19 protein-coding genes and 1 riboswitch are annotated in these 16981 nt (G+C 69.7%); of the genes, 12 read left to right on the forward strand and 7 right to left on the reverse strand.

Annotated elements, in window-relative coordinates:
- Position 1: 1 nt before the first annotated feature.
- Both ABIN76_RS09250 and ABIN76_RS09255 read right to left on the reverse strand, forming a co-directional pair.
- Positions 2-325: an SMR family transporter gene (locus ABIN76_RS09250; RefSeq protein WP_346959411.1), complete on the reverse strand. Its 324-nt coding sequence runs from the start codon at positions 323-325 to the stop codon at positions 2-4.
- 9 nt (positions 326-334) lie between these two features.
- Positions 335-401, reverse strand: a riboswitch (guanidine-III (ykkC-III) riboswitch).
- 114 nt (positions 402-515) lie between these two features.
- Complete coding sequence (locus tag ABIN76_RS09255) at positions 516-1193, reverse strand: HutD family protein (protein ID WP_346959412.1); 678 nt, start codon at positions 1191-1193, stop codon at positions 516-518.
- 127 nt (positions 1194-1320) lie between these two features.
- On the opposite strand from ABIN76_RS09255, the gene ABIN76_RS09260 reads away from it, so the two are divergent.
- The 4 genes from ABIN76_RS09260 to ABIN76_RS09275 all read left to right on the forward strand — a co-directional run bounded on the left by ABIN76_RS09260 (position 1321) and on the right by ABIN76_RS09275 (position 3680).
- The gene (locus ABIN76_RS09260) at positions 1321-1920 is read left to right on the forward strand and encodes a phosphoribosylanthranilate isomerase (protein ID WP_346959413.1); all 600 of its coding nucleotides are present in this window, start codon (positions 1321-1323) and stop codon (positions 1918-1920) included.
- A gap of 143 nt (positions 1921-2063) precedes the next feature.
- Positions 2064-2624 carry a YceI family protein gene (locus ABIN76_RS09265; protein ID WP_346959414.1) on the forward strand — a complete coding sequence of 187 codons (561 nt, stop codon included), beginning with the start codon at positions 2064-2066 and terminating at the stop codon, positions 2622-2624.
- A gap of 122 nt (positions 2625-2746) precedes the next feature.
- A complete protein-coding gene (locus tag ABIN76_RS09270; RefSeq protein WP_346959415.1) occupies positions 2747-3148 on the forward strand; it encodes a YccF domain-containing protein in 402 nt (133 codons plus the stop codon).
- A 43-nt stretch (positions 3149-3191) separates the two neighbouring features.
- Positions 3192-3680: an SRPBCC domain-containing protein gene (locus tag ABIN76_RS09275; protein ID WP_346959416.1), complete on the forward strand. Its 489-nt coding sequence runs from the start codon at positions 3192-3194 to the stop codon at positions 3678-3680.
- Positions 3681-3705: 25 nt separating this feature from the next.
- Here the strand turns inward: ABIN76_RS09275 and ABIN76_RS09280 are convergent, their stop codons facing one another.
- Positions 3706-4575, reverse strand: coding sequence for a DUF4031 domain-containing protein (locus ABIN76_RS09280; RefSeq protein WP_346959417.1), 870 nt, complete (start codon positions 4573-4575; stop codon positions 3706-3708).
- Between the two features lie 94 nt (positions 4576-4669).
- Between ABIN76_RS09280 and ABIN76_RS09285 the strand changes: the two genes are divergently transcribed.
- From ABIN76_RS09285 to ABIN76_RS09305, 5 genes are all read left to right on the forward strand, one after another.
- Positions 4670-5080 carry a TOBE domain-containing protein gene (locus tag ABIN76_RS09285; RefSeq protein ID WP_346959418.1) on the forward strand — a complete coding sequence of 137 codons (411 nt, stop codon included), beginning with the start codon at positions 4670-4672 and terminating at the stop codon, positions 5078-5080.
- Positions 5077-5847 (forward strand): molybdate ABC transporter substrate-binding protein, encoded by a 771-nt coding sequence (gene modA / locus ABIN76_RS09290; protein ID WP_346959419.1) that lies wholly within the window; start codon positions 5077-5079, stop codon positions 5845-5847. Before ABIN76_RS09285 ends, modA begins: the two co-directional genes overlap by 4 nt.
- Positions 5844-6677, forward strand: coding sequence for an ABC transporter permease (locus ABIN76_RS09295; RefSeq protein ID WP_346959420.1), 834 nt, complete (start codon positions 5844-5846; stop codon positions 6675-6677). Before modA ends, ABIN76_RS09295 begins: the two co-directional genes overlap by 4 nt.
- A complete protein-coding gene (locus ABIN76_RS09300; protein WP_346959421.1) occupies positions 6674-7723 on the forward strand; it encodes an ATP-binding cassette domain-containing protein in 1050 nt (349 codons plus the stop codon). The genes ABIN76_RS09295 and ABIN76_RS09300 overlap by 4 nt, the downstream gene beginning before the upstream one ends.
- A 140-nt stretch (positions 7724-7863) precedes the next feature.
- Entirely contained in the window at positions 7864-8946 is a 1083-nt protein-coding gene (locus ABIN76_RS09305; RefSeq protein WP_346959422.1) for an SDR family oxidoreductase, read from the forward strand.
- 55 nt (positions 8947-9001) lie between these two features.
- Here ABIN76_RS09305 and ABIN76_RS09310 read toward each other — a convergent pair whose 3' ends face one another.
- Positions 9002-9520 (reverse strand): carboxymuconolactone decarboxylase family protein, encoded by a 519-nt coding sequence (locus ABIN76_RS09310; protein WP_346959423.1) that lies wholly within the window; start codon positions 9518-9520, stop codon positions 9002-9004.
- Positions 9521-10421: 901 nt separating this feature from the next.
- On the opposite strand from ABIN76_RS09310, the gene clpB reads away from it, so the two are divergent.
- Positions 10422-13079: an ATP-dependent chaperone ClpB gene (clpB, locus tag ABIN76_RS09315; protein ID WP_346959424.1), complete on the forward strand. Its 2658-nt coding sequence runs from the start codon at positions 10422-10424 to the stop codon at positions 13077-13079.
- A 104-nt stretch (positions 13080-13183) separates the two neighbouring features.
- Here the strand turns inward: clpB and ABIN76_RS09320 are convergent, their stop codons facing one another.
- Positions 13184-13543: a VOC family protein gene (locus tag ABIN76_RS09320; RefSeq protein ID WP_346959425.1), complete on the reverse strand. Its 360-nt coding sequence runs from the start codon at positions 13541-13543 to the stop codon at positions 13184-13186.
- 143 nt (positions 13544-13686) lie between these two features.
- Here ABIN76_RS09320 and ABIN76_RS09325 point away from each other — a divergent pair, with 143 nt between their 5' ends.
- Complete coding sequence (locus ABIN76_RS09325) at positions 13687-14445, forward strand: VOC family protein (RefSeq protein WP_346959426.1); 759 nt, start codon at positions 13687-13689, stop codon at positions 14443-14445.
- Between the two features lie 25 nt (positions 14446-14470).
- Here ABIN76_RS09325 and ABIN76_RS09330 read toward each other — a convergent pair whose 3' ends face one another.
- A complete protein-coding gene (locus ABIN76_RS09330) occupies positions 14471-15142 on the reverse strand; it encodes a DNA alkylation repair protein (protein WP_346959427.1) in 672 nt (223 codons plus the stop codon).
- Positions 15143-15160: 18 nt separating this feature from the next.
- Positions 15161-16141, reverse strand: coding sequence for a septum formation family protein (locus ABIN76_RS09335; protein WP_346959428.1), 981 nt, complete (start codon positions 16139-16141; stop codon positions 15161-15163).
- A gap of 303 nt (positions 16142-16444) precedes the next feature.
- On the opposite strand from ABIN76_RS09335, the gene ABIN76_RS09340 reads away from it, so the two are divergent.
- Positions 16445-16678 (forward strand): DUF3073 domain-containing protein, encoded by a 234-nt coding sequence (locus tag ABIN76_RS09340; protein ID WP_346959438.1) that lies wholly within the window; start codon positions 16445-16447, stop codon positions 16676-16678.
- Positions 16679-16981: the final 303 nt, after the last annotated feature.

Consider the following 16981-nt stretch of genomic DNA (forward strand, 5'->3'; position numbering starts at 1 on the left):
CTCACGCCACCAGCTTCAGGCCGGCCACACACGCGGCGATCCCGGCCAGCAGCAGGATCCGTCCAGCCGTGGCGGGCTCAGCCTTGGTGATCATGGCATACACCGCGGTCAGGACGACGCCGACGCCCACCCAGACGGCGTAGGCGGTGCCGGTGGGAATGCTTTGCATCGCGACGGCCAGGCCGCCGGTGCTGGCCAGCACGGAGACGAGGAAGACCGCGGCCGGCAGCAGGCGACGGCGTCCGCGGGCCTGGGACGCGCGGTGCAGCGCCGCGGCCCAGACGGCCTCCAGCGCTCCGGAAAGTATAAGGATGAACCACGACATGACAGCTCCTGTGGCCAGTCTTGTCGCGTGCCGGGTACTGAACCGTCGTCCGGAGGCCGCGAAGCAGGCGGACTTGATTCCAGCCTAGCAACGCGCCGACGTGGGCGGCCAGCCCGGGCGAACCCCGCCGCGCCCTCCCGCCCGCCAATCGATGGGTCTAGGAGGGTTGGAGGCGGTGGACCGGCGAGAACTAGCCTGCGGCGCCCGCTCCGCCGGGATCCGCGGAGTCGACCGGGTCGATGGAGACGACGGCGAGGAAGCCGCGGCCCAGGATTTCCGGTGTGCCGGTGTCCGAGCCGACGACGGCGTCGTACCGGCCGAGCGGCTGAGGCGCCGCGGTGCCGGCGTCGTCACTGCCCTCACCCTCGTCACCAGCGGCGTCCGCCTCCGCGGCGCTGCCCTCGCTGACAGTGGCCTGGCCCTGCAGCAGAATGCCGAACTGGCCGGCAAAGACCGGGTGGGCGCGCTTCTTGGAGAGTTCGATGATGGAGGTGTAGCCCTTGAAGGCGCCCGCGCGGGTAATGACGTTCAGGTCCCGGATGTCGCCGGTGGGCAGGGCGCCCGCAGCGTCGGCGTCGCCGGTAAACCGGAACGGGCGGTACTTCACCAGCGGATGCTCGGCGCCGTCCACGGTGAGGAGCAGCAACTCGCCGTCGACCACGGTAAGCACCCGCTCCATCCCGGCAAAGCGGGAGAACGCACCCGCCCGCGCGACCTCGGCGATGCTGACGCGCCAGTCCCAGGTTCCGTCGTCGGCCGCCGCCGTCTGCCCGGCGGCCGCTGCCGGGAACCTGGCCAGTTCGCGGGTCGCCCCGCCGCCGTTGCGCCAGGGGAGAGGCTTGAGCTCGGCATAGCGGATGATCTCCATCGACCCAGCCTAGCCGCCGCCGCAGGGCCCGGGGCAGCCCCGGCTCCGGCCACCAGGACGTAACCTCGGCGCGGCCGGGACGGGCTTGCTAACGTCAGAGCAGCGAAAAACTGCGGAAGGAGCCGGAATGTTCGTCAAGGTGTGCGGCCTCAGCACCGCTGAATCGGTGCTGGCCGCGGTCGACGCCGGCGCCGACGCCCTCGGTTTCGTGCTGACCCGCAGCCCGCGAGAGGTGAGCCCGGTCCGGGTCCGGGAGCTGCTTCCCGCAGTGCCGGCCGGGCTGCCCGCCGTCGGCGTCTTCCGGCACGAGGCCGCCGCCGACGCCGTCGCCGCGGCCCGCGACGCCGGGCTGGAATGGGTCCAGCTGCACGGCGACCGCACCGCGGATGATGTGCGCACGGTGCACGACGCCGGCCTGAAGGTCATCCGGGCCGTCACCATGTCCGCGGCGCGGGAGGCGTTTGCGGACTGGGGCGAGGAGCTGCTGCTCATCGACGCCGCGGTGCCCGGCTCCGGGGAAGCCTGGGACTACGCCTCGGTCCGTGCGCTGGGGCTGGAGGGCCGAAACTGGCTGCTGGCCGGCGGGCTGGACCCGGAAAACGTGGCCGAAGCCGCCGCCGCGGCCGGTGCCTGGGGAGTGGACGTCTCCTCCGGCGTCGAGCAATCCCGCGGCGTCAAGGACCTGGCGAAAATCCGGGCCTTCGTGACGGCGGCCAAGGGGCCCTGACCGGCACCCGGCGGCGGCGCGGCCAGTGTCAGCCCCGATCAGGCGGACGCACCTACCGCTGCGATGGCTTCCTCGTTAGCATGCATCATGGGGTCCCGAATCCCGCCGGGAACGCCCGCCACCTATCCGAAGGAGAAACGGCCATGACCCTGCCCGAAGGATTGACCCCCGGCGTCTGGACGCTGGACATGTCCCACAGTGAGATCGGCTTCAGCGTTCGACATGCCGGGATCAGCAAAGTCCGGGGCCGCTTCAACGAGGCCTCGGCGGAGGCGCGTGTCCGGGAATCCCTGGCAGATGCCAGCCTGCACGCGACGGTCAAGACCGCCAGCTTCGACTCCGGCGACGCCAACCGCGACGGCCACGTGCGCGGGCCGGACTTTTTCGACGTCGAGAACTTTCCCGAGATGACCTTCCGCGCCACGTCCCTCCGGGGCGACGGCGAGGACTACGTGCTGACCGGCGACCTCACCATCCGCGGCGTCACCAAGCCGGTGGATCTGGAAGTCGAGTACACCGGCGTCGCGGTGGACCCTTTTGGCGCGACCCGGGCCGGGTTCAGCGCCGAGGCCGACATCAGCCGCAAGGAATTCGGCCTGACCTGGAACGCCGCCCTCGAAGCCGGGGGACTGCTGGTCAGCGACAAGGTCAAGATCAACGTCGAAGCGGCCATGGTCAAGCAGGCCGCTACCGAGCCTGCCTGACCTGCTCCGGGCCGGGCCCTGCGTGGCCCGGCCCCGAGACGTGCGCGGCCCTGCCCCGAATCAGGGGTCGATCAGGGCGAACCCCTGATCCGGATTGGCGGCGCGCGGGAGACAATGGAGCTATGAAGACACTGCTGAACATCATTTGGTTGCTTTTCGGCGGCCTCTGGCTGGCGATCGGGTACTTCCTCGCCGGCATCGTCTGCTGCCTGCTGGTCATCACCATTCCTTGGGGGCTCGCCTCGTTCCGGATCGCGTCCTACACCCTGTGGCCGTTCGGCCGGATGGTGGTGGACAAACCCGGCGGAAACGGCGTCTTCACCCTGCTGGGCAACGTCATCTGGCTCCTGGTGGCCGGCATCTGGATCGCGGTCGGCCACGTCGTGACCGCGTTTGCGATGGCCATCACCATCATCGGCATCCCGCTTGCCATCGCCAACCTCAAGCTCATCCCGGTGTCCCTGATGCCGCTGGGCAAGCAGATCGTGCCCACCGACCGGCCTTTTGCCGTCAGCTACCGCTAGGTCCAGCCCGGGCGCAGCACCCCACGAAGTCGAGGGAGAAACAATGCCAGAGTCAGCAGTCCCGGAGACGGTGCCCAGCGACGATGAACTGATGTTGGTCATCACCCGCGAGTTCCAGGTCCCGATCACTGCGGTCTGGTCTGCCCTGACAGACCCGGAGCAGGCGCCCGCGTGGTGGGGGCCGCGCGGCTTCCACACCCCGCGGGAAAGCATCGACGCCGACCTGGAAATCGGCGGACTGTACCGCGCCTGCATGATCCAGGACGCCACCGGGCAGCAGTACTGGTGGAGCGGGGTCCACACGGACATCGAGCCGCCCCATCTGTTCGTGTTCACCCACGCGTGGGACAAGACCGACGGGACGCGCGGCTTCGAGACCGAGGTGGCTTTCCGGCTGGAGGAGATCGACGGCGGCACCCGGATGACGTTCACCCAGGGACCCTTCGACACGGCGGAGAACCGGGACAGCAACGGCGCCGGCTGGCGGGAGTCCTTCGACCGTCTCACCGAACACCTCCGCCGCGGAGCCTAGGGCGCCTCCGCGCCGACCGACCGCATCAGGCGAGTTCGCCGTGCAGGTTCCGCCGCGCCGCGTCCTCCCACAGTTCCCGGCCGCGCGCGGTATGGAAAAGCGGGTCCAGCTCCAGCAGTTGGCGCACGACGGCGGCGCGCCCGGCGGCAAAATCGGCGTCGCCAATGTGCGCGAAGTCTTGCCGGACGGCCGCGAGGTAACGGGCGTACGCCGCCGGCTCGCCGCCCAGAACGGAAAGGTCGGCGTCGCTGAGCAGGGCCGCGGGCTCGTCGCCCGGATCCGGCCGGTGATCCGCCGTCATCCGGACCAGCCGCGCGACCTCGTCGGCCTCGCCCGCGGGCAGCCCAGCCTGTTCCAGCCGCTCCTCGGCCAGCCGGGCCGACTCCTCCTCGTCCTCACCGGCGATGCCGCGGTAGACGGCGTCGTGGAACCAGGCCGCGAGCAGCACAGCCCGCGGCGGAGGCGCCGGCGCAGTCAGCCGGTCCAGGGCCTCCAGCACGGCGAGCAGGTGGGTGCGGCCGTGGTACTTCCGGTGCTCCTCGCCCCAGCGGTCCAGCAGGTCGAGGAAGAGCGCATCGTGGCCGGGGAGGACCTCGTTCCAGCGCGTCAGCAACGGCAGTTTCAACGACCCGTTGCGCCGCCGGGCAGGAATCCGCAGGCCGCTGTCGATCAGCTTGCGGACCAGCACCCGGCCCTCGACGGGGATGGCGCCGGCGGCCACGAGGGCGTCGAAGCGAGCTTCGGCTACGTCGTAATGGTCGCCGTCGAACGCCCGCTCCGGGATTCCCGCGGCCCGCGCGAAGGTGTGCAGTTCCTCCAACGAGCTGTCCGAGATGAGGTGCGAAAAGTGGGTTCCATGGGCGGGCCAGAGCGGCGGATCAAGGTAGATGGCCATGCAGGAAGTCTACGAGGCGTCCGGATGCGGCGGTGATCCTGATATGAAAAGCAAACGGGCCGTATTCTCCGCAAATGCGGGTTAGAGTGTCCATATGCCTAGTTTTCGCGTCTCAGAAGCCGCCCGCTTCCTCGGCGTCAGCGATGACACCGTCCGCCGCTGGACCGAGAACGGAAGCCTCACGCCGCTCAAGGATGAGTCGGGTCGGCTCGCCGTGGACGGGCTCGAGCTGGCCAGGATGGCCCGGGAGCAGGCGAAACTGCCCGAGGACCCTGCCCGCGCCGGGAGCTCGGCCCGGAACCGCTTCGTCGGACTGGTCACTGCCATCACCGCCGACACCGTCATGGCCCAGGTGGAGCTGCAGTGCGGCCCGTTCCGGGTGGTGTCGCTGATGAGCAGCGAGGCCGTCCGCGAACTCGGCCTGGAACCGGGCTCCGTGGCCACCGCCGTCGTCAAAGCCACCACGGTGATCATCGAAAGCCCGCACGGGAAGGCCCTGGTATGAGCCGGTTCCGGACAGCCGCCGCACTGGTGCTGGCAGGATCCCTGGCGGCCGGCGCGGCGGGCTGCGCCGCCCCGGCGGGGACCGCCGGGGCGGACCAGAAACTGACGGTGTTCGCGGCGGCCTCGCTCAAGGCGCCCTTCACGGCGCTCGCCCGGGACTTTGAGGCCAGCCACCCCGGGACGAAGGTCGCGCTGAGCTTTGCCGGGTCCGCCGACCTCGCCACCCAGCTCAGCCAGGGGGCGCCCGCGGACGTGTTCGCCTCCGCGGACCTGAAGAACATGGCCAAGATTGCCGACGCCGGACTGGTGGAGGGCGATCCCCGGAACTTCGCCAGCAACGTCCTGGCCATCGCCGTGCCGCCGGCCAACCCCGCAGACATCGGTTCCTTCGCCGACCTGGCCAGGCCCGGGGTCAAAACGGTGGTGTGCGCGGCGCAGGTCCCGTGCGGCGCGGCCGCCAAGTCCATCGAGGCCAGGACCGGCGTCACCCTGAAACCGGTCAGCGAGGAATCCTCCGTAACGGACGTGCTGGGCAAGGTCACCTCGGGCGAGGCCGACGCCGGGCTCGTCTACGTCACGGACGTCCGGGCCGCCGGGGAAAAGGTCAAGGGAATTGCCTTCCCCGAGTCGGCCGCTGCCGTGAACCACTATCCGATCGCCGCGGTCAGGACCAGCAAAAACGCGGAGCTCGCGGCCGCCTTCATCTCGCTGGTTGCCGGAACCGGGGGCCGCAAGGTCCTCGCCGACGCCGGCTTCGGCAGCCCGTGACGCGGCACGACTACAGCGGCATTCCGCGCTGGGTGCTGGCCGTCGCCGCGGCCGGGGCGCTGTTCGTCCTGCTGCCGCTCGCCGCCATGGTCGCCAGGGTCGACGGGCCGAACTTCGTCCCGCTCATCACCTCCGAGGCCTCGCTCACCGCGCTGGCACTCAGCCTGCGCACGGCGTCGGCGAGCACCGTGCTCTGCGTGCTGTTCGGCGTCCCGCTGGCCCTGGTGCTGGCCCGGGGCGACTTCCGCGGCCAGCGGCTGCTGCGCTCCTTCGTGCTGCTGCCGCTGGTGCTGCCGCCGGTGGTGGGCGGCATTGCGCTGCTCTACACCTTCGGCCGGCAGGGCCTGCTGGGCCGGACCCTCGAGGTGGCCGGCATCCAGATCGCGTTCTCGACGACGGCGGTGGTGCTCGCCCAGACCTTCGTTGCGCTGCCCTTCCTCGTGGTGAGCCTCGAAGGGTCACTGCGCTCCGCCGGCAGTCGGTACGAGGCCGTGGCGTCGAGCCTCGGCGCGCGGCCCACCACGGTGCTGCGCCGCGTCACCGTGCCGCTGGTACTGCCCGGCCTCGCCTCCGGGGCCGTGCTCTCCTTCGCCCGCAGCCTCGGTGAATTCGGCGCCACCCTCACCTTCGCCGGCAGCCTGCAGGGCGTCACCCGCACTCTGCCGCTGGAGATCTACCTGCAGCGGGAGACCGACGCCGACGCCGCCGTCGCGCTGTCGCTGCTGCTCGTCGGGGTGGCGGTCATCGTCGTCGGACTCAGCTACCGGGGGCCGTCACCGGCTGCCCGCCGCGCGGCAAGCCCTGTGCGCGCCGGGCAGGGACCGCCATGACGTTCACGCTCGACGCCGCCGTCGCCGCCCGCGGTTTTGACGTCTCGCTCAGCCTGGGCCAGGGGGAGACGGTCGCGGTGCTTGGACCGAACGGGGCCGGGAAGTCCACGCTGCTTTCCGTCGTCGCCGGCCTGCTCCGCCCTGACGCGGGCCGGGCCGCGGTGGACGGGCGCATCCTCTTTGAGCTCGGGCCCGGCCGGAACGCCTGGACCGCGCCGCACCGCCGCGGCACTGCCCTGCTGGCTCAGGAGCCGCTGCTGTTCCCGCACCTGACCGTCCTCGACAACGTGGCATTCGGCCCCCGCAGCGCCGGGGCCGGCAGGGTCCAGGCGCGGGAAACGGCCCGGCACTGGCTCGCGGAGGTCGACGCGGAGGACCTGGCCGGCCGGCGCCCCGGCGAACTCTCCGGCGGGCAGGCCCAGCGGGTGGCGGTGGCCCGGGCCCTCGCCGCCGACCCGCAGCTGCTGCTGCTCGACGAACCGATGGCCGCCCTCGACGTCCACGCGGCCCCGCTGCTGCGCCGACTGCTGAAACGGGTCCTGGCCGGCCGAAGCGCCATCATCGTCACGCACGATGTCCTGGACGCCTACATGCTCGCCGACCGCGTGATCGTGCTGGAGGAGGGCCGGATCACCGAGGACGGCCCCACCCGGGAGGTGCTCCAACGGCCCCGCAGCCGCTTCGCCGCCGGCCTGGCCGGGCTGAACCTCGTCGCTGGCACCATCACCCCGGCCGGGCTCCGGACGGCCGCGGGCCAGGAATTCGCCGGCCGGCACGAGGATCCGCCGGTGCCCGGCCAGGGCGGCGTGGCGGCGTTCCCGCCGTCGGCCGTCTCCGTCTTCCTTTCCGAAGCGCACGGCAGCCCGCGCAACTCGTTCCCGGTAACGGTCACCGACCTGGAACCGCACGGCGACCAGATCCGGGTCCGGGCCGGGGAGCTGGCCGCGGACGTCACGCCCGCCGCGTCGGCGGACCTTGGCCTGGCACCGGGGGTGGGCGTGTACTTCGTGGTCAAGGCGGCGGCGGTGTCGGTCTACCCGGCGTAGGGCTTAGCGGCTTCGTGGCGGCTCCCGCCGTCGGGCGCCCAGGCTTCTGCAGTCCGGCCGGCGTGCTGCTGCGGTAACGGCCGGGCGCGCGGCGGGCCTAGTGTGGAGAGAGGCCCCGCCCGCAACCAGGAGGAAAACTCGTGCACGAAAACTCAGCCCCAGCCCCCGGACAGACCGCACTGGTGGTCGGAGCCAGCGGCATCGCCGGCTCCGCCCTCGTCACCTCCCTCGCAGCGACCGGCTGGGACGTGCTGGCCCTGTCCCGCGGGGGCGCTCCCCGCCCCGGGGCGCGCCCGATCAGCGCGGACCTCGGGTCACCGGAGAGCCTCGCCGCAGCGCTGGCCGGCGAACGCCCGACGCACGTGTTCTTTACCGCGTGGTCTCGGCAGGACACGGAACGGGAAAACATCGAGGTCAACGCCGCGCTGCTGCGGAACCTGCTCAACGCGCTGCAGGACAGCCCGGTGCAACACGCCGCCTTGATGACCGGGCTGAAACATTATCTGGGCCCGTTCGAGGCCTACGCCGCGGGCGAAATGCCGGACACGCCTTTCCACGAGGAGGAGCCCCGGCTGCCGGTTCCGAATTTTTACTACGCCCAGGAGGATGAACTGTGGGCCGCGGCGGAGCGCCAGGGGTTCAGCTGGTCGGTCCACCGCGCCCACACGGTCATCGGCCACGCCGTGGGCAACGCCATGAACATGGGGCTCACCCTCGCGGTGCAGGCCTCGATCTGCAAAGAGCTGGGGTTGCCGTTCATCTTCCCCGGCTCCGAGACGCAGTGGAACAGCCTCACCGACATGACCGACAGCGGGTTGCTGGCCGAGCACATGGTCTGGGCAGCCACGGCGGAAACGGCGGGCGACCAGGCCTACAACATTGTCAACGGCGACGTCTTCCGCTGGCGCTGGATGTGGCCGCGCCTGGCCGCCTATTTCGGCGTCGAGGCCGTCGGGTTCGAGAAGGAACCCCGGCCGCTGGAGGAGCAGATGCGGGGCATGGAGACGGTGTGGGCGGACCTGGCCGCCCGGCACGGGCTCGCCGAGCCGGACCTTGGCCGCGTCTCCTCGTGGTGGCACACCGACGGCGACCTGGGCCGCAACATCGAGGTGCTGGCCGACATGAGCAAGAGCCGCCTCGCAGGCTTCACCGGCTACCGCCGGACCCTCGACTCTTTCACGGACCTGTTCGACAGCCTCCGGGCGGACCGGCTGATCCCGTAGCTGTCGGCGGGGAAGGTTTCTGCTGGTTGGCTGCTGCGGCTTCGTGGCGGGCCGTTTACTCGGGCTTGGGTTCCTTGTCCTTGCTGCCCTGGTCCTTGTTCCGCACCGGGTGCTGGCTGACGATGGAGACGCGGTTGAAGGCATTCATCGTGATGGCCAGCCAGCTGACGGCGGAGAACTCGACGTCGGTGAGATGCCTGCGCGCCCGGCCGCCTTCGCGCTCGCGGGCCTCGGCGTCGGAGATGTTGGTGATCGCCTCGGCCAGGGTCAGCGCCGCACGTTCTTTTTCGCTGAAAAGGGTCGTGTCGCGCCAGGCCGGGAGTACCGCCAGGCGCTGGGCCGACTCACCGTTTTTGACCGCGTCGCGGACGTGCAGGTCAAGGCAGAAAGCGCAGCCGTTGATCTGCGAGATGCGGACGTTCAGTAGTTCGACCAGCGTCTGGTCCAGCCCGGCCTCCTCCGCGGCCTCCTTGGCCTTGAGGCCCAGTCCGTTGAGCGCGCGCCACGCGGCGGGGTGCGCCTTGTCCAGGAAAACGCTGCGGGTGCCGTGCTCCGGGCTTGAAGTCTCATCCATGGCTCCCAGCGTACAGAGGTCCTGAGGAGTCCGAGTGTCCGGTATGTGACAAATTTGTCAAAGGTATGACAGAATTTACATGTAGCTAGTATTCGATCCGGTGGTCGGTTCCTTGGGGGAGCCGACCGCCGGATCGCTTCTTTGTGCGGACCGATGTCACGGACATGCCCATCGCCGGCCGCCCAGGATGCGCATGTCCATTCTTTGTCCCCTGCCCGCTCCTGGGGGACATGTCCAGTTCCTGCGGCTAAAAGTGGGCATAAGGGCGCTATGCCCATCGGCCAAGGTCTTCGGGGCGCATGTCCATTCTTCGCCCTCGGCCCGTCCCTCGGGACATGTCCAGTTCCGGCGGCCAAGAGTGGGCATATGGGGGTTATGCCCGTCGGCCGGGGTCAGCGCGGCGCATGTCCATTCTTCGTTGCCTGCCGTCATGCATTGCTGAAGTGCGGCCGGCCGATGCGGCCATCGGCGGTGCGTGCTGCTTGGGCCCGTCGCCAGGAGGCCACGGCTTCTCCAGTGCAGGCCACGGGCGACGGAGCATGCTCATTCTTCGTCCGCCAGGGCAAGGAGCATGCTCAGTCCACGCTCCGGCCAGTGGACATAGCGGGATTATGTCCAGTGCTCCGCACCAAGGGCGGGCAAGTCCCGAGGGGCGGGCTCCAAGAGGGGGAGCATGTCCACTGGCCCAAGAATAGGACGGGCATGTCCCTCGGTGCAGGGTCGGTGCGGGGTCGTGCGGGGCATGTCCCGCGGGGTAGGCCCGCCGGCAACCGCGCGCGGGGGACTCCGGCCCTAGACAGCAGTTTCGCCGTGGGCAAACATGGAGCCAAAGGGGCCAAATCCAAAGTTGAGCGGGATACACTCAACTTTGACGACAGTCTTATCCCGGAAGGAGCTCTCTTTGGACGCCAAATTCACCACCAAGAGCCAGGAGGCTCTTTCGGCAGCAGCCATGAACGCCTCGACGGCCGGAAATCCGCAGCTGGAACCCGCGCACCTGCTCAAGGCGCTGATGGACCAGCGCGAGGGGGTCGCCGTCGCGCTTCTCCGTGCCACCGGAACCGATCCGGATGCTGTCAGCGTCCAGGCCAGCTCCGCCATTAAGTCCCTGCCATCCACCTCGGGCAGCTCCGTACAGCAGGCCCAGCTCTCCCGCACCGCGATGCAGGCCATCAAGAACGCCCAGAACGAGGCGGAGCGGCTCGGTGACACCTTCGTCTCCACCGAGCACCTGCTGCTGGGCCTGGCCTCCGGCAACGACGACGTAGGCCGGCTGCTGCGCGAGGCCGGCGCCTCGCACGAGGCGCTGCTCGCGGCCCTGCCCGGGGTCCGCGGCGACCGCAAGGTAGACAACGCCGACCCCGAGAACACCTTCCAGGCGCTGGAGAAGTTCGGCACCGACCTGACCGCGATCGCGCGCTCCGGCAAGCTGGATCCGGTGATCGGGCGCGACGCCGAGATCCGCCGCATCATCCAGGTCCTCAGCCGCCGGACCAAGAACAACCCGGTGATCATCGGCGAGCCGGGCGTCGGCAAGACCGCCGTCGTTGAAGGCCTGGCCCAGCGGATCGTGGCCGGCGACGTGCCGGAGAGCCTGCGCGGCAAGACCCTGATCGCCCTGGACCTGGCCTCGATGGTGGCGGGCGCCAAGTACCGCGGCGAATTCGAGGAGCGGCTCAAGGCAGTGCTGGAGGAGATCAAGAACTCCGAGGGCCAGATCGTCACCTTCATCGACGAGCTGCACACCGTGGTGGGCGCCGGCGCGTCCGGGGACAGCTCGATGGACGCAGGCAACATGCTCAAGCCCATGCTCGCCCGCGGTGAACTCCGACTGATCGGCGCCACCACGCTGGACGAGTACCGCGAGAACATCGAAAAGGACCCCGCCCTGGAGCGCCGCTTCCAGCAGGTCTTTGTCGGCGAACCGAGCGTGGATGACACCATCGGCATCCTGCGCGGGCTCAAGGAACGCTACGAGGCACACCACAAGGTCTCCATCTCCGACTCCGCCCTGGTGGCCGCCGCGACCCTGTCCAACCGGTACATCTCCGGCCGGCAGCTGCCGGACAAGGCGATCGACCTCGTGGACGAGGCCGCTTCCCGGCTGCGGATGGAGATCGATTCCGCACCCGAGGAGATTGACCAGTTGCGCCGCCAGGTGGACCGGCTGACCATGGAGGAGCTGGCCCTGGCCGGAGAGACCGATCCGGCCTCGGAGGAACGCCTCGCTGCCCTGCGCGCGGACATGGCGGACAAGAAGGAGGCGCTCGCGGCCCTCAACGCCCGCTGGGAGGCCGAGAAGGCGGGCCTTAACCGGGCCGGCGACCTGCGCGCCAAGCTGGACGAGCTGCGGTCAATGGAGGAAAAGGCCGAGCGCGAGGGCGACCTTGAGACGGCGTCCCGGATCCTCTACGGCGAGATCCCGGCGCTGGAGCGTGAGCTGAAGGCCGCGGCGGAGGCCGAAGCGGCCGTGCAGGACAAGTCCGGGCAGATGGTGGCCGACGAGGTGACCGCGGATGACATCGCCGAGGTGATCTCCGCCTGGACCGGCATCCCGGCCGGGCGCATGCTGCAGGGCGAGAGCCAGAAGCTGCTGGAGATGGAGCACGTCCTGGGCGAGCGGCTGATCGGCCAGAGCAAGGCCGTCACCGCCGTCTCCGACGCCGTGCGCCGGGCCCGCGCCGGGATCAGCGATCCCAACCGGCCCACCGGATCCTTCCTCTTCCTGGGCCCCACCGGCGTCGGCAAGACCGAGCTGGCCAAGTCGCTCGCGGACTTCCTCTTCGACGACGAGCGGGCCATGGTGCGGATCGACATGTCCGAGTACTCGGAGAAGCACTCCGTGGCGCGGCTGGTCGGGGCGCCTCCGGGCTACGTGGGCTACGAGGAAGGCGGCCAGCTGACCGAGGCCGTCCGCCGTCGTCCGTACTCGGTGCTGCTGCTCGACGAGGTGGAGAAGGCCCACCCGGAGGTCTTTGACATCCTCCTGCAGGTGCTCGACGACGGCCGCCTCACCGACGGCCAGGGCCGCACCGTGGACTTCCGCAACGTGATCCTGGTCCTGACCTCCAACCTGGGCAGCCAGTTCCTCGTGGACCCCAACCTCGACGCCGCCGCCAAGCGGGACGCGGTCATGGCCACGGTGCACGCCTCCTTCAAGCCCGAATTCCTGAACCGGCTCGACGAGGTGGTGCTGTTCGACCCGCTGACCGTGGAGGAACTCGCCGAGATCGTGGAGCTGCAGGTCAAGGAGCTGGCCGAACGGCTCAAGGGCCGCCGGTTGACCCTCGAGGTGTCCGAAGGCGCCCGGGCCTGGCTGGCTGTCACCGGCTTCGATCCCGCCTATGGCGCCCGGCCGCTGCGCCGCCTGGTGCAGCGGGAGATCGGCGACCGCCTGGCCAAGGCCATCCTCGCCGGGGACATCGCCGACGGCGACACCGTGCTCGTGGACACCGCCCCGGACCTGATGGAACTCACCATGGGCGGGACCGAGGCTTCGGCGCGGCCCGACGGCGGGGCCTCCTCCGGCAGCGGGCTCTCGGTCCGCCGCAAGGGGTAGCCGACACACGCCACCCTTTGCTGCCGGGTTCTGCCGGGGGCTGCCAGCCGCACCAATTTTGCTTGCAGCCCCATTTGGCTGGGCTGCCAGGAGGGGGCTGTTAGTCAGTCCAGGCAGAGGCAGAACGGGTGGCCGGCCGGGTCCAGGAAGACCCGGAATGTGGTCCCCGGCTGATGCTCGGGCTTCCTCGCGCCCAGCTCCAGGGCCGCGGCCTCGGCGGTGTCGAGGTCATCGACCACGAAGTCGAGGTGCATCTGCTGCGGGACGTCCTGGCCGGGCCACTGCGGCGGGGTGTAGGACTCCACCCTCTGGAAGCTCAGCGAATCGCCGTAGTCGGCGCGGATGGAGCACCAGTCGTCGTCGTCCTGCTCCACCTTCCAATCCAGCAAGGCGCCGTAGAACCCGGCCAGGGACTTGGGGTCAGGGCAGTCGAGGACAACCACCGGGAAGCGTGCGATAGCCATGGCCACACTCTAGGACCATTTCCGGCGGATCGCACCGGATGCGGCGGACGGGGCGGGAACTGCCGCCGGGGGTCTTGCCCCCAGATGCCGGTGCGGGTAACAATGTTCCGGCCGAATCCGGCCGACCCGAAAGGAATTCCTCCATGACTGCGCGGGATACCACATCCGTCGGTGCGCCGTGCTGGGTGGACAGCTGGCAGCCCGATCCCAGGGCCGCCAAGGACTTCTACGGCCAGCTCTTCGGGTGGACGTTCGATGACCCGCTCCCAATGTCGCCCGGTCTCGACGGCGACTACTACAGTGCGCGCCTTCGCGGGCAGCTGGTCGCGGGCATCGGGCAGGCGCCGCCGCTGTCACCGCCGGGCTGGCTCACCCACATCCGCGTCGACGACGCCGGGGGATCCCTGGCCCGCGCCGAGCGGGCAGGAGGCAAGCGCCTCGGGCCAGGTAATGTCGGCCCCGGGGGCGGCTTTGCGGTGCTCGCCGACCCTGCCGGCGTCCCGTTCTGCCTGCGGCAGGCGGGTGAGAACGACGGCGTCGAGCTGGCCGATGAGCCGAACTGCTGGGCCATGAGCTCGCTCCACACTACCGACGTCGGAAGGGCCCAGGCCTTCTACGGGGCCATGTTTGGCTGGGAGCTCAAAGCGGTGCCTCACGCTGCGTTTTCACTCTGGCTCCGTTCGGGCCGGGTCGTCGCCGTCGTGACGGCCACCGACGGCGCCGAGGTTCCGCCGCACTGGAGCGTCAACTTCGCCGTCCGCGACGCCGACGCCACCGCGGAGCGTGCGGTCGCCCTGGGCGGTAGCGTTTTGATGGCGCCGACGGATACCCCGGGATTTCGGAGCGCCGTGATCAGGGACCCGCAAGGCGCCGTGGTCGCGGTCAGTGCAGCTACCGGCTGACGCGCGCCGCCCGGTTGCCGGGTCCCTACCGGCTTTGCTTCCGGCCCACCATCTCGGTGATCCAGACGGGCGCGAACGGAGACGTGCAGTTCGGCGGAGTCGGGTAGTCCTTCAGCACCTCAAGGCGTTCACCGATGCCGATGGCCCGGGCGCGGTGCTCCGCGTGCTCGATCCCGATCTGGGCGAGGCAGTGGTTCATCGCCCACTGCAGGCGGTCCGGCGCGTCTTTCATCTGCGCCTCGATGACATCGAGCAGTCCCGGGAGGTCCAGGCCCTCAGGCTTTTTTGCCACGCGGTCGGTGGTGAGGGCCCAACCCGCACTCGCCACGACGGGGTCCGGGTCGGCGGACCAGAGCAGGCGCAGCTCCTCGGCATGCGGATTCGCCTTCACCACGTAGTTCAGCAGCCAATCGTGCACCTTGGGGACGCGCGCCTGGCGCATCATGAGGTCCAGGTCGTCGCGCCCGAACGCTTTTGGCCGGCAGACCAGGGTCGCCAGCAGTCTCGCCGCGGTGTCACCCGTCGCCCAGAGCTGCCGCGCGAGGTCCTGCTGCGTCTTCAACCGCTTCGCGAGGGCGCGCAGTTTGCCCAGGTTCACGCCGTGGTCGTCGCCGTGTTTCTCGTTGATGCGCCGGGCGTTCGGGTCTTCAAGCCCGGCCAGCTCCGCCATCACCTGGGCGAGTACCGTGTCGGTCAAAGCCGCTCCTCCTCTCCGTCAGAGCCGGGGGATCAGGGATTCCTTGATGACGTTTCCGCCGTCGGCCACGAAGTAGCAGTCCACCCGCCGGTCGCCGGTGCCCCAGCTGGAGGAGCTGGGATAGGCCAGCTTGTAGCTGAACTGGTAGTCGCCGGATTTGTCGGTGAGCTGGGCCGCCTTGCAGGTGTCCAGCGCCTTCTGCTTCAGCGGGTCGCGGCCCGCGTAGGAGTCCGACGCGGCGTAGTTGTCCACTGCCACCAGCTGGGCTGAGTGCCCGGTGTCGCAGGCGACGACGGTGGAAGCCTGGGCGTTCGCGTCGAAGTCCTTGAAGCAGTCGCCGAGCTGGAAGTCCATCGGGTTGACGCCTTCCAGCGGCAGCGGGCCGCGGGTTGCCGGCGCCGCGGACGAGGCTGCGGCCGCCGGGGCCGGGGAGGTGCCGGCCTGCGGTTGTTGCTTTGCGGTTCCCAGCGCGGTCAGCCACCAGATCACCAACCCCAATACGACGACGGCGGCCAGCGCGGCGCCGACCTTCGCCAGGCCCAGCCGGTAAGCACCGGCCCACACGGCACGGCCGAACCGCCGTGCAGCGGTCCACAGCCTGCCACCCAGCCGCCGGGCGCGGGGACCGAGTTGAGCGGTCTTGAGCTGCGCCGCTTGGGCGGACAGCAGCTTGCCCAGTTGGGAAGCGCCGGAGGTGGTCTTGCGGTTGCGGGTCTTGGCGGCGGTGCTTCCGCCGGCACCGGCCGACGGCGACTCCGGGGTTTCGGGCCCCGTCGCGGCGGCCTGCCTTGCAGGACGTTCCGCGGCGTCGGCGCGCGGGACCAGCGGCACGGCAGAGGTCGGCGGTGCGGTTGGCCGCGGCGGAATGCGTACGGAAGAGGGGACGCGCGCCGGTGGGGCCGGGACCGGCCGCTCGCCGGCGTCGTTCGCGGGGAAAACCTCAGGCATTCCGGCATCGCCGCGCCTGGCGTTCTCGTCGCTCACAGGCTTTTCGGTCACTCGGGAATTCACCTCTTCCGTGCGTATTTGCCGGGGCTGGACGTCCGGCTCGGGTCCCGCTTCCGGGAGCCCATCAAGAGACTCTATCGAAGTTGCGCGCCGGGCCGCATGCGGTGGCGCGCGGGCCGGGTGCGCGGGCCGGGCGCGGCGTGAGGTACGACTCCGCCCGCAGGCGCCCGGCTGGCAAGCAGTCATAGCCGAAAGCATGTAATCTAGGTGTACGACAAATTGACCAAACATTCCGGGGCCTCACTAACGCCAATGGTGACCACCTCCGGTCCGAGTACAAAAGGGGGTCACGCCATGGGGCGCGGCCGTCAAAAGGCAAAAGCTACCAAGCAGGCTCGGGATATTAAGTACTATTCCCCGAACACTGACTACACTGCGCTTCAGCGTGAGCTCAAGAGTTCCGAGGGTCGTGCACCGAGTCGTTTTTCGAGTGAGCCGGTTGAGCCGGACTATTCGGCCTACGTGGATAAGTACGCGGACGATGTGGAAGAGGACGACGACGAGGTAGATTCCCGTCGGATCGGTTAGTCGACACTTCATCCGGTAAGTCCCTCCTGAGCGGACTGACCATCACATGATTTCGGCCCGTCGGCCATGCCCCGCCTGGGGTGTGCCCGGCGGGTTTTTCGCGTCTTCCGGCTGACCCGCCCACGGCGGGCGTGGACCGGTTGCTGGGTCCCGCGCCGGGGGATAACTTGGGTTTGCCGGGGTGTCCGGCGTTTCTCCCGGAGAGGACTTCCATGGCCATTCGTTCAGGGTATGCCGAGGGCGAGGTCTGGGTTATAGGACAAAACGTGTGTAAAAACCGGGCGTGTCAGGGGCGTCCTGCCC

The organism is uncultured Arthrobacter sp., from assembly GCF_964021775.1.
GTDB lineage: Bacteria > Actinomycetota > Actinomycetes > Actinomycetales > Micrococcaceae > Arthrobacter.